The sequence below is a fragment of the Pedobacter jeongneungensis genome (assembly GCF_000633455.1).
In the GTDB taxonomy this organism is placed as follows: Bacteria; Bacteroidota; Bacteroidia; order Sphingobacteriales; family Sphingobacteriaceae; genus Pedobacter; species Pedobacter jeongneungensis_A.
The window spans coordinates 14,944-27,295 of record NZ_AYMG01000001.1 but is presented as its reverse complement, the minus strand read 5'-3'; the positions used below and the strand labels follow the sequence as shown (position 1 = coordinate 27,295).

The window sequence follows — 12,352 nt, the reverse complement described above, 5'->3', positions numbered from 1 at the left end:
TAACCAAATGAACCAACCCAAAACAAGCAAATATAGATGGACCATCTGTTTGCTGTTATTCTTAGCCACTACGATAAATTATTTAGATAGACAGGTCCTTTCTTTAACCTGGACAGATTTTATTAAACCGGAATTTCATTGGGATAATAACGACTATGGAAATATAACGGCCCTGTTCTCTATTTTTTATGCCATATCGATGCTTTTTGCAGGTCGTTTAGTTGATAAACTGGATACTAAAAAGGGCTTTTTATGGGCCATTGGTGTTTGGTCTGTTGGAGCCTGTTTACATGCTTTCTGTGGTATCGCCACTGCAGGTATTGTTAATGGAAACTGGTTTGTAGGTTTTGAAGGCGCTAAAGAAATTATTGCCCGTGTTAATGATACAGGTTTGGTGGTTTCAGTAAGTGTTACGCTCTTTATTTTTGCCCGATTCGTATTGGCTGTTGGAGAGGCCGGAAACTTCCCTGCAGCAATTAAAGCCACTGCTGAGTATTTCCCTAAAAAGGACAGGGCATTTGCAACCAGTATTTTCAACGCAGGTGCTACGGTGGGTGCATTGGCTGCTCCCATTACCATTCCCTTTATCGCCAAAGCTTATGGCTGGGAAATGTCGTTCATCATTATCGGTGCCCTGGGTTTTGTGTGGATGGGCTTATGGGTTTTTGTGTACAACAAACCAGAGCTGCACAAACGGGTTAGTCCTGAAGAACTGGCCTATATCCAGCAGGATGTAATCAACGACCGGAAATTAGCCGATTACGTTGAAGAAACCAAAGAAAAAGTTTCGTTTATCGATTGCTTTAAATACAAACAGACCTGGGCTTTCGCCTTTGGTAAATTTATGACCGATGGGGTGTGGTGGTTCTTTTTATTCTGGACTCCAGCCTACCTGAAATCGGTTTACGGAATGGATTCTACTCAAAGTGCGCTTCCTTTATTTGTGCTTTACATGATTACCCTGCTTTCGATTATCGGAGGATGGTTGCCCACTTATTTCGTTGATAAAAAAGGCATGAACCCTTACGAAGGTAGAATGAGGGCCATGTTGATTTTTGCATTTTTCCCGCTATTGGCTTTGGCCGCACAACCTTTAGGCCACATTACCTATTGGATTCCGGTAATCATTATCGGTATTGCAGGTGCAGCCCACCAGGCATGGTCGGCAAATATATTTTCTACCGTAGGCGATATGTTCCCTAAAAAAGCCATTGCAACCATCACCGGTATTGGTGGTATGGCGGGTGGCTTAGGCTCTTTCATCATCAATAAAGGCTCTGGTTTGCTGTTCGATTATACGGGCAAAAACGAGATTGTTTTTATGGGTTTTAAAGGTGAGGAAGCCGGTTATTTCATTATTTTTTCCATCTGTGCGGTGTGTTATTTAATCGGCTGGACAGTAATGAAATCCTTAGTGCCAAAATATAAAGTAATCGAATTAAAATAAACCAGAGGCTGATGTAAGGAAAGTTTTCTGGACCATCAGCTTTTTTATACAAACGAATCTATACTTAAACGATAGATTTAACATTAATTTAACCCTAACAACAACTTAAAATTGAGTACAACGCTAAACCTCGAAAGTATTTTCGTTGAAGAGAGCCAGATTCCAGATGAATTTAGGCTCACGGAAGAAATCAATCAAAAGGAGTTTCTATCAAACGGAGAGATGAAACCATGGAACGGACCGTTTAATGAAGTGTTTTCTCCAGTATGCGTAAAAACCCCTGAGGGTTTGAAACGAAAGCGTATCGGTAGTTTTCCGGTATGTACAGAAAAAGAGTCGACAGAAGCTTTGGATGCCGGCGTAGCCGCTTATGACAACGGTCGCGGGCAGTGGCCAACCATGAGCGTTGCCGACCGCATTGCCTGTGTAGAAAACTTTACCCATAAAATGGTTGAGCAAAAAGAAATTGTTGCTAAACTCATTATGTGGGAAATCGGAAAATCTTATGCCGATTCAATAAAAGAGTTCGACCGTACAGTTGAATATATCTACGCGACCATTGATGCATTGAAAGATATTGACAGACAGTCATCACGTTTCGAAATAGAGCAGGGAATTGTAGCCCAGGTGCGCCGTTCTCCGCTTGGGGTGGTACTTTGTATGGGCCCGTTTAATTATCCTTTAAATGAGACTTTTACTACGCTGATCCCGGCTTTGATTATGGGCAACACGCTTTTATTCAAACCACCTAAACATGGTACTTTATTACATTACCCTTTGTTGGAAGCTTTCCGTTCTAGTTTTCCTAAAGGTGTAGTGAATACGATTTACGGCCGTGGCAATACCATTGTTCCTGGATTGATGAAATCAGGAAAAATCAATGTGCTTACCTTAATCGGTTCGAGTAAAGTAGCTAACGAATTAAAAAAGCTGCACCCTAAAGTAAACCGTTTAAGGGCAATTTTAGGTTTGGATGCCAAAAATGCAGCCATCATCACCAAAGATGCCGACCTGGACTTAGCCGTTTCTGAAACTGTTTTAGGTTCACTTTCTTTTAACGGACAACGTTGTACCGCGATTAAAATCGTTTATGTACACCGAAGTCTGGCACAGGAATTTTTAAAACGTTTATCTGCAGAAGTAGAAAAACTGAAATTCGGTATGCCATGGGAAAAGGGCGTAAACCTTACACCATTGCCTGAGCTGAATAAACCAGAATATTTAAAAGAATGTATTGATGATGCGGTTTCACACGGGGCAAAAGTGGTGAACAAAAATGGCGGACAAACCTTAGAAACTTTTGTTTATCCTGCCATTGTGTATCCGGTAAACAGCAACATGAAACTGTACCGCGAAGAGCAGTTCGGTCCGATTGTTCCGGTTGTACCTTTTGATGACCTGGAAGAACCAATTGAATATTTAATCGGTTCGCCACACGGCCAGCAGGTAAGTATTTTCAGCAACAACGCTGCGGTAATTTCTTCACTGATCGATCCTTTGGTTAACCAGGTAAGTCGTGTAAATATCAATTGCCAATGTCAGCGTGGACCGGATGTATTCCCTTTCACCGGTCGTAAAGACAGTGCCGAAGGAACGCTTTCTGTAGTGGATGCTTTGCGTTCATTCTCGATCCGCTCTTTAGTAGCTACTAAATTTACAGAGGATAACAAAAAGTTACTGAATGAAATTGTGAGGGGAGATGATTCGAACTTTTTAAGTACGAAGTATATTTTCTAGTCGCTAACTAATTAGTATATATCGTCATTGCGAGAAGGAACGACGAAGCAATCTTAAACGAAGAATTAATCATCAGTTCTAGGGAGATTGCTTCGTCGGCTGAAAAAGCCTTCTCGCAATGACGATTTTTTTTATAAATAATCCAATCTCAAGGTTGGTGGCTCACCAACCTTGAGATTGGATTACTTCAAACTCTTCGCTAAACTCAACTTCAACTCCTTAATCCCTTTCACAACCAATTCTGCTACCTGTTTAGCACCCTCCGGGCTTAAATGCGTATCGTCTTTTTTGCCTTTTGGATAATTTACATTTCCAGAATCAACATGGTTGAATAATTTAATTGAAGGCTCATCTCCCAAACGGGTCAATAAACTTTCTGTTTTAGCCAGCATATCAATTAAGGGTACATTTAACGAATCGGCCACCTGACGGGTAATTCTGGGATAATCGCCATGGGAATCTATTAACACCCCATTTTTGAAACTTCTGCGGGAAATTGGCGTGAGTAAAACCGGAAAAGCTTTTTTGCTACGGGTTTCTTTTACATAATTCACCAGATTGATCTTAAAATCAGCTAAAGAAACACCGACTGTAGGTTTATCAACTTTTTCATCATTATGTCCGAATTCTATAAAAACATAATCACCTGGGTTTAGTTGCGCCAATATTGGGTCCCAACGTTTTTCGGCCCTGAACGATTTGGTACTCCTCCCATTTAAAGCCCGGTTATCAACCGTAACATCAGGTTTAAAAAAAGATTGCAATGCCATGCCCCAACCCGTTTCCGGATAAGCTTTTTCTTCTTTATTGGCCGCGGTAGAATCGCCGATGATGTACAGCTTTGTTTTCTTTTGAACAAAAGTAAAAGAGAATAGAACGGCTAAGGTACCTGCCGCAAAAATCTTAAGGAAATTCGTTTTCATTTTATTAATTTGTAATTGGATTCCATTGATCCGATCCACTCAATATATTTTTTAAAGTATAATTTTTAGCCTCTTTATCTGTGAGCTTTTTCGTCCAGGGTAATCTTGCTCCGGGCGATGCCCCGGCACCTTTATTTTTATATTCCGCATAAAAAACCGTTAACTCTTTATCAGGAAACATCTTGTCGCCTTTCCAGGCATTCCAGCCCTCGGGTAAAATGTGTTTGCCTAAATCACAGTTTAAGAATACCGTTTTTGCATAAGGTCGCCATGGTCTGCCTAAATAAGCTTTCTTTACAGCAGTATCTGCAATGAGCTTACAAGTTAGAAAAACAAATCCAAATTTCTGTTGCGCAGAAGTAGAAGCTGCTGTAATATATGAGTCACTTAAACTTTTGATCGTACAATCCTGAAAAACAACGGTGGCTTTGCCAAAAATAAAATCGGTTGTACCCTCTATATAGCAGTTTTGATAATATTGACGGCTATTTTCGATAGCAGCATAAAGCGTATCCTGATTGCCCAAAAACCTGCAGTTTTTTGCTATAAAGCGATCACCTTCTACGTGCAGCGCAACAGCCTGGCCAACACGGCCGGCTGAATTGATGATGGTTAAATTTTCGAGGTGAATATCATTCCCTTGTATCAATACGGTAAAAGAAGTATAGGTGCTGAATTTCGCATTACCAAACTGGTCTTTACCTGCTGGATTTGGCTTCCCTGAATAATCGTCGAAAGTAATAATGGTATTTTCAGGATTCTCCCCAATAATAGAAATTCTGATCTTCCATGAAGGGATAATCAGTTTTTCTTTATAAATGCCCTTTTTAACATAAATCTTTACTTCTTTCTCACCTAAATCCCTTACCGAATTTACAGCTTCCTGAATGGTTTTATAATTTGCGCCGCCATCTTTTGAAACGGTTATAGTTGATGGATACTTAGGGTCCTGGGCATTGGCGTAAATAAAGGATAAGGTATTTAAAAAGAGTAGCGTAATCAGTTTAAAATAGGATATTCTTCTCATTATGGTTAAGTTTCGTAAAAATCAATGACAATATATTTTTCGCAATTTGATAGTCCGAGGGGAATCGTCATTGCGAGAAGGCTTTTTCAGCCGACAAAGCAATCTTACTACAATCGCTACCAGCGGTTGCATTAGGATTGCTTCGTTCCTCGCAATGATGATATTTTTAATTAGTAGTTAAATTTCATTAAAAAAGGGCAGATTAAAAACCTGCCCTTGATATAATAAAAATTAATATGTCCACCTAGGGTCGCCGATTGGGCCTCCTGTGCTTCCCGCACTTCTCAAAGGAGAGGCAGCTGGCAGTGTAAAATCTGTGGTTGTAGCTGTCCAGCCTGCATTAAGACTTTGGTTGCTTGCCAAGGTTGCTGTACCAAAAGTTAAAGCTGTTCCTCCGGTTAATGCGCTGAATAAGTTAAAGTAATTACTGTTTGATATTCTTAATGTACTTCCGGCACCAGTTCCTCTAATCGCTGCTGCCACCACCGTGCCCGATTTTGGCGTATTAGCCAAAATACTATTCTGGATAATAAAGCTGATCGGGTTTGCATTTGCATCTAACAAAGCATATTTGGCATTTCCACCAAAACCGTTGAAAGTAGAATTAGTAATCGAAATTGAAGGAATAACATCGCCGGCATAAGTGGTGCTCGCGGTAACTAAACCAGGACCTGAGTTATAAAAAGTAGATTTCGATATGGTTAGGGTGTTAAACTGCATTTTGTTCACATGGAAGGTGTAATAAGCGGAAGAACCGTTTGCACCCATATCGTATACAATTGAGTTATTCACTGTAATGCCTGTTATTTTAAAATCGAGGGCAGCTGTACCTCTGTCACCCCTCAAAAATGCTGTTGTAGAACCATGGGCTATACAATTATCTACCACTACATTGGTAAAGGTTGCAGCTGCTCCATTTGCTGCTTGCGTACCGATAAAATTGATGAAATAAAGCGATGCTCCGGCTGTTCCATCGAATTCTATGCCTGATAGTGTTACCCCAGAACCTGTTCCCTCTAAATCTATTTCTTTATAGTTTACTTTAGTATCTGCCGGATTACCTGAGGTTGATTTTATGGTGATGGTTTTTTGTGTAATAAATGTTGTTGCAGCAGTTATATTGTAAGTGCCAGGATTTAAACCAATAACAGCACCATTGGCTGCCGATATAATCGCAGCTGCTAAATCATCACCAGGGTTTAATTTTACGGTGTAGGTAGTAGGCGCAAGGGTAGTAAAAGTGGTAATTCCTTTACTCTTTGTTCCCGCAAAAAGTTCGGCGGTATATTTTGTTCCTGCCGTTAATCCTGTAATGGCTTTTAAGCCTCCAGATGCGTCACTCGTACTTAAAGTGGTAGTAATAGCATTACCGGTTGCCGGTGTTAAAACGATAGAAGTTAAGCCAACTGTTGGGGTATAACGCAGGGTAATACTGTTTTCTTTAATCTCGTTGTCCCTGATCAGTAGAAACAATTGAATACCTGTTAACTGGAAAGCACTGCTCCTTACGTATTTCGATTCAGGCTGACTTTCGGTTGCATTGGCTTTAACCCTTGCATAATATTTTGTCCTTACTGCTAAATTATCTTCAGTTACCGTAACTCCCGCTGTATCTGCTGTAGTGCTGTAATTTACTGTTGCAAATAAAGAATCGGTAGAAAAATCAATACTATATTTAAAGGTTTTTCCTGTCGACATTAAAGGCGTAGTCCAGGTTAATTTCGCCGAAGTTTCCCCGGCAGTAATTTTTACGTCGCTGGGTTTAAATATCCGGGCAGGGTCAGTAGGGATGTCATCTTCCTTTTTACAAGAAGAGACCACAGCAACCATTAGTGATAAAATGATCAGTTTAAGCCCTATTTGATTTATAATTTTTTTCATAATTTATGATATAAATGCGTTAATAACCAAAGTTTTGAGCCATGCTCGGGTTTTCGATCAATGTGGTTTTTGGATATGGGAAAAGCTCCTTTTTGTTGGCTTCAAAGTAAAAAGCGAGGCCTGTAGAAGTACTGGTTATCGAATTATCTTCGGTTACCGCTTTTCTCCAGTTCTTGGTGGTATAACCTGTTGGTGCCGTTGAGTTGTTTAAACCTGGTGAAGCAAACACATTGTTTGGAACGCCACCATACAGGTCGAGTGTGGCCACTTCATTAACACTGGTTCCTAATAAGTAGTTACCTTCTTTGGCATAAATATAATTTGGCACATTTACGTAATCGCCCGTTCCGGCAATTAAAGCACGGATTTTAGTACGTGTTTCGTCAAATTTGCTTGCCAATAAATTCCAGCGGATTAAATCATATTTACGGATACCTTCACCACCAAATTCCAATAAACGCTCTTTAACGATGGCATTAAAAAATCCGGTTTTATCCATTGGTGTTACCGGGATCTGGGTTTCGAAGCCAGCATAGGCACGTTTCTGAACTTCCTGCAAAGCATTAACTGCAGCTGCTGATGGTGCACCATTGATTTCATTATCGGCTTCTGCATACATTAAAAGGATATCTGAAAAACGTAACATCGGCCAGTTTACCCCAAAGGTTTGCGCCGCGGAAGAATTGTTAAAAGCCGTCCACGATTTACGGAATTTTCCATCTGTCATGTTAAACAACGTATTGACGATTTTTTTTGAAGATGCTACAATTTCGAAAACACCGATGGTTACATCCCTGCGGCAATCTTTAGTTGCATCAAATTCATAGAAATAAGTGGGGATGGCATTCATACCGCCACCGCCAGAACCAAAAGTAGAGGCTGAGTTAAAACGGATCCCGTTGTAATATCCTAATTTACTATCGGTAGAAGCGTTACCGCCAAAAGCAGCCACTTCGAACATCAGTTCGTGGGCATCATCGTAACGTGTTGTGGTATGCAGACTTTTAAATACATTTTCGTAAACCGGGTTCAAATTGTGTTCCGAACGGTGATTCATAATATCCAGACACTCATCAAAAGCAATTTTATAATAGGTTAAATAATCAGCGCTACGCTCCATGGTATGGCTTGCTGTACGTAATGAATAACCTCCCCTTGCCAATGCGATTCTAGCCCTTAAACCTTTAATGGCTCCTTTGGTGTAGCGGAAACTGCCATATTCGGTAATTCCGCTTCTCCATGGAACAAGGTCTTCAGCCATTTTTAAATCTGCAATCATCTGGTCGTAAGTTTTATTGCGATCTACATTAGGGCCGTATAATGTTTCCGCATCTGCCGCTGGTACAAAAGAAGCCGGTACGTCTCCCCAGTTACGGATCAGCTCGTATAGAAATTGAGCCCTTAACGTAAGTGCCTCACCATAATAATGCTGCATGGTAGCTTTTTCCGCATCAGAACCGCTGGTATAAAGCTTAGAGATCGGAATATATTTAATACAGATATTTGCACGTTCTACACCTGAATAGAGTTGTAAAAATGGATTGATCAGGTCGGTATTGTCAGAACTTGCACCATACATGCTGATTCCCCTACGGTCAGAAGAACTATAACTCCCCGAAGTTTTAAAATCATCAGCAGTTAAACCAAATAAGGTAGAGATACGGCTTCCGTAGCCATTATCTCCGCAAAGGCGGTTATAAATGGCAATCACTGCAGCATTGGTATTGGCTGTACTTTCGAAAACAACATCAGGAGAAGAAGTTGACGGCGATTGTACATCTAAATATTTTTTACAGGAAGTGGTTATGCTCAATGCTCCAACAGCAATTACCATTAAAGCCGATTTTATAAATTTATTGTTCATTTTCTTTAATGTTGAGGTTAAAATACCATATTAATACCGGCAAGAATATATCTGCTACGTGGATAAGCTGCATAATCTATACCTGGTGTAAGTGGGTTTGATCTTCGGGTGTTCGCTTCAGGATCGTAACCGGTATACCCCGTGATGGTGTAAAGATTATTAACTGTTCCATAAACCCTTAGTTTGGAGATAAACCCTGTTTTTTTGATTAAACTTTGTGGTAAGCTATAACCCAATGTTACGTTGCTGATTCTTAAGAAAGATCCATTTTCGATGGCGTAAGAAGTTAAGGCGTAATTACCTGTTGTAGGTGTCCATAAGGTAGTATTGGCATTCATTGCAGTTAGTACTGCCGGATCGGTTACTTTCACCCCATTGGCATCAAAATTTTGCCAGCGATCGTTCATTACCGCTAGTAAATTGTTATCCTTAACGTTATACTGCGAAGTAAATTCGAGTTTATTGGCATTGTACACCTTGCTGCCATAACTGAAGTTTACGAATACGGTAAGGTCGAAATTTTGATAGGTAAACTGGTTGTTAAAGCCACCGGTAAATTTCGGTTGTGCGGTGCCTAAAACCGTTCTGTCATCATCACCGATCATCATGCTCGATGAAGAAGAAAGTTTTTGAACTTTCATATCGCCTGGCTGTGGTTCGCGGTTACCCAACAATACCCTGCTGTTTGCCACCGTTGGCTTAAGGGTATAAGTATAAACCCCGGTAGTAGCATTTTGTACATAGGTAAAATCATCAACCGTATAACGTCCGTCGGAAATGAAACCGTAAAACTGGCCAACCGGTTGTCCAACTTCAACTTTAAAATCGCCTAAACTGTTTACCCAGCCCGATTGCGTAATGTAAGAACTCACTCCGTTCTGCAGTTCGACAATTTTATTTTTGTTGAATGAGATGTTGAAACTGGTATTGTAGCTAAAGTTCCGGGTTTTAATCGCCTGGTAATTTAACTGTAGTTCAAGCCCCCTGTTTTGGGTTTTACCCACATTTTGCTGTTGGGTTGCATAACCTGTAGTTTGTGGTACGTTTGCATTTAACAGTAGGTTTTTGGTTCTGTTATCATAATAATCCAGGTTCAGCGATAACTTGTTTTTGAACAGATCAATATCTATCCCCAGGTTTTTAGAGATGTTGGTTTCCCAGGTAATGTTCGGGTTGGATAAAATGTTTCCAGTTGCTGTACCTGATATCAAACCTGTTGATACAGCTCCATCCGTATCGGCATAACCACCTGTAGTAGAACTTAAGTAAAATAAGGTTCTGAATAAATCCTGACCAATGCGGTTGTTCCCCGCGGCACCGTAACTAAACCTCACTTTAAAATTATCCAGCCAGTTTAACTGCATGTCTTTAACAAATTTCTCTTCTGTAACCCTCCATGCAACCTGTGCTGAAGGGAAATATCCCCATTGCTTGCCAGCTGCAAATAAAGACGAAGCATCTGTTCTGAAATTCACCGTAGCCAGGTATTTATTTTTGAAGCCATAAGAAGCCCTGCCAAAAATTGAAAACTGTCTGGTGGCTGAGATTAATGATGTAGGTCTATCCTGAATGGTATTTGCTGGGGCAGCACTTACAAAGGCATCGTTAGCAGAAATGTTGATTGGTAAAAATTTAAGTACAGTAGTTCTCGAATCAATATCGACCATGTTAATTTCCTGACCTACCAATAAATCTAAACTGTGGTCTTTACCCAGATTTGGCCTGTAATTAATGGTATTGGTGTTGATAAAAGATTTTTGTGCTGTAGTATCCAGTTGGATAGCTGGTAAACCAGCATTGTTCCGCGCCACATTACTTACCGGACCATTAAAGGTATTGGTGTGCCTGTTGGTTCGGTTATAACCTACGGTACTCTTTATTGTTAAGTTTTTAAGGATTGAGTATTGGACATAACCGCTCGAAATTAAATCGTTACGGTAATCGTATTTCAGTTCCTGGTTGGCCAATGTAATTGGATTAGTTAATCCGGTAGTTAAATAATCGGCATCAAATAAATCGCCGGAATCACTTCCGCCCGAATAGGGCTGATAACGTACCGAGTTTCTTAAACGGTTTGTGCCCTGTGAGCCTGTAGAGCTGGTGCCCACACCATCAACACGTTGACGGCTGTAACGGGCATTTAAACCTACCCTCAGTTTATCTGAAAATTTATGGTCTAAACGTACAGAAGCAAAAGTTCTTCTATAACCCGAATTAAGCATGATACCATCTTCTTTTGTATTGTTTACCGAAACATTGTAAGTGGTTTTAGAAGTACCGCCCGATAGATTTAAAACTTCGGTATTGCTCCATGCCTGACGGCCGAAAACTTTGTCCTGCCAATCGATATTTGGAATGTTTTTGTAAATATCTAGATCTTCAAAAGTGCCGTATTTCTTGGTAAATGTATCTTTTACATCCTGGTTGGTGTTATTGTTATACAGTTCGTACTGATATTTGATAAACTCATAAGGGTTCATTACATCAAGTTTGTTTACAATCTGTCTGGCGCCTGCGTAAGCGTCGAATGAAACAATCGGTCTTCCTTTTTTACCGCTTTTTGTAGTGATGATTACCACCCCGTTGGCACCTCTGCTACCGTAGATCGAAGTAGATGCAACATCTTTTAATACATCAATAGACTGGATTTCGTTTGGCGATAAAATGGATAGAGCATTTTCAACCTGGATCCCATCTACAATGTACAGCGGCGAATTATCACCAGTAAGTGAACTACCTCCACGTACTTTAATCACAATTTCGGCACCCGGGCTTCCTTCCGTTGTGGTAACCGAAACCCCGGCAAGTTTCCCTGCCAATGCCTGTGCCGCAGTACTTACCGGAAATTGGTCGATATCTTTGCCGGTAATGGATGAAACCGAGCCTGTTAAGGCTTCTTTACGTACAGAGCCGTAACCAATGTTTACGGTAACCTCTTGCAAAGTATTGGCATCTTCTTCCAGGTTAACATCAAATTTAGTTTGATCGGTAATGGTTACATTTTTGGTTTTGTAACCCACATAAGTAAAAGTTACAACGGCTCCTTTAGCAGGAACGCTGATTTTATAAACCCCATTTGCGTCGGTACTTGCTCCGGTTTTAGAATCTTTAACATTCACACTAACGCCAACCAATGGCTGCCCATCAGTTTTATCCTTTACCGTTCCGGTAACCTGCCTGGTTTGTGCCTGTGCTACAGATAATCCAAAAAAAGAGAAAAATGCTAAAAAGAGTAGAACTCTGCTCATAAATTATTTATTTGAAGTGATTTGGTTATTTTAAGATACTGCAATCGCTTGCATGTAGAATTAAATTCTATTTCGGGATGTTATTGTTTGTTTATATTTGGTTACGTTGATGTAACAATTTTACAAACTAAAAACCGTTTGAAACCATTTTTAACTAAAAAAGTGTGCAAACGTTCCCAAAAACGTCTATATAACGTTTATTAATGTTTGCGATGCAATCCCCTT

The 12,352-nt window shown here is 40.2% G+C and carries 7 protein-coding genes; 2 read left to right on the top strand and 5 right to left on the bottom strand.

All coding sequences use genetic code 11. The features are described 5' to 3' along the window. Positions 1-7: 7 nt before the first annotated feature. Both U859_RS0100125 and U859_RS0100120 read left to right on the top strand, forming a co-directional pair. Positions 8-1,447, top strand: a complete 1,440-nt coding sequence (locus U859_RS0100125) for an MFS transporter (RefSeq protein ID WP_025141415.1) — start codon at positions 8-10, stop codon at positions 1,445-1,447. A 111-nt stretch (positions 1,448-1,558) separates the two neighbouring features. Then, complete coding sequence (locus U859_RS0100120) at positions 1,559-3,184, top strand: NADP-dependent glyceraldehyde-3-phosphate dehydrogenase (protein WP_025141414.1); 1,626 nt, start codon at positions 1,559-1,561, stop codon at positions 3,182-3,184. Between the two features lie 182 nt (positions 3,185-3,366). Here U859_RS0100120 and U859_RS0100115 read toward each other — a convergent pair whose 3' ends face one another. The 5 genes from U859_RS0100115 to U859_RS0100095 all read right to left on the bottom strand — a co-directional run bounded on the left by U859_RS0100115 (position 3,367) and on the right by U859_RS0100095 (position 12,127). After that, the gene (locus U859_RS0100115; RefSeq protein WP_025141413.1) at positions 3,367-4,107 is read right to left on the bottom strand and encodes a rhamnogalacturonan acetylesterase; all 741 of its coding nucleotides are present in this window, start codon (positions 4,105-4,107) and stop codon (positions 3,367-3,369) included. Between the two features lie 4 nt (positions 4,108-4,111). Beyond that, positions 4,112-5,134 (bottom strand): pectinesterase family protein, encoded by a 1,023-nt coding sequence (locus tag U859_RS0100110; RefSeq protein WP_025141412.1) that lies wholly within the window; start codon positions 5,132-5,134, stop codon positions 4,112-4,114. A 231-nt stretch (positions 5,135-5,365) separates the two neighbouring features. Further along, positions 5,366-7,015 carry a fibronectin type III domain-containing protein gene (locus U859_RS0100105; RefSeq protein WP_025141411.1) on the bottom strand — a complete coding sequence of 550 codons (1,650 nt, stop codon included), beginning with the start codon at positions 7,013-7,015 and terminating at the stop codon, positions 5,366-5,368. Positions 7,016-7,034: 19 nt separating this feature from the next. After that, positions 7,035-8,879, bottom strand: coding sequence for a RagB/SusD family nutrient uptake outer membrane protein (locus U859_RS0100100; RefSeq protein ID WP_025141410.1), 1,845 nt, complete (start codon positions 8,877-8,879; stop codon positions 7,035-7,037). Between the two features lie 17 nt (positions 8,880-8,896). After that, positions 8,897-12,127 carry a SusC/RagA family TonB-linked outer membrane protein gene (locus U859_RS0100095; RefSeq protein ID WP_025141409.1) on the bottom strand — a complete coding sequence of 1,077 codons (3,231 nt, stop codon included), beginning with the start codon at positions 12,125-12,127 and terminating at the stop codon, positions 8,897-8,899. Positions 12,128-12,352 lie beyond the last annotated feature (225 nt).

Bases quoted from the DNA above. Each gene is read 5' to 3' on its own strand.
- U859_RS0100125 (WP_025141415.1), top strand. From the start codon at position 8: ATGAACCAACCCAAAACAAGCAAATATAGATGGACCATCTGTTTGCTG.
- U859_RS0100115 (WP_025141413.1), bottom strand. From the start codon at position 4,107: ATGAAAACGAATTTCCTTAAGATTTTTGCGGCAGGTACCTTAGCCGTT.
- U859_RS0100110 (WP_025141412.1), bottom strand. From the start codon at position 5,134: ATGAGAAGAATATCCTATTTTAAACTGATTACGCTACTCTTTTTAAAT.
- U859_RS0100105 (WP_025141411.1), bottom strand. From the start codon at position 7,015: ATGAAAAAAATTATAAATCAAATAGGGCTTAAACTGATCATTTTATCA.
- U859_RS0100100 (WP_025141410.1), bottom strand. From the start codon at position 8,879: ATGAACAATAAATTTATAAAATCGGCTTTAATGGTAATTGCTGTTGGA.
- U859_RS0100095 (WP_025141409.1), bottom strand. From the start codon at position 12,127: ATGAGCAGAGTTCTACTCTTTTTAGCATTTTTCTCTTTTTTTGGATTA.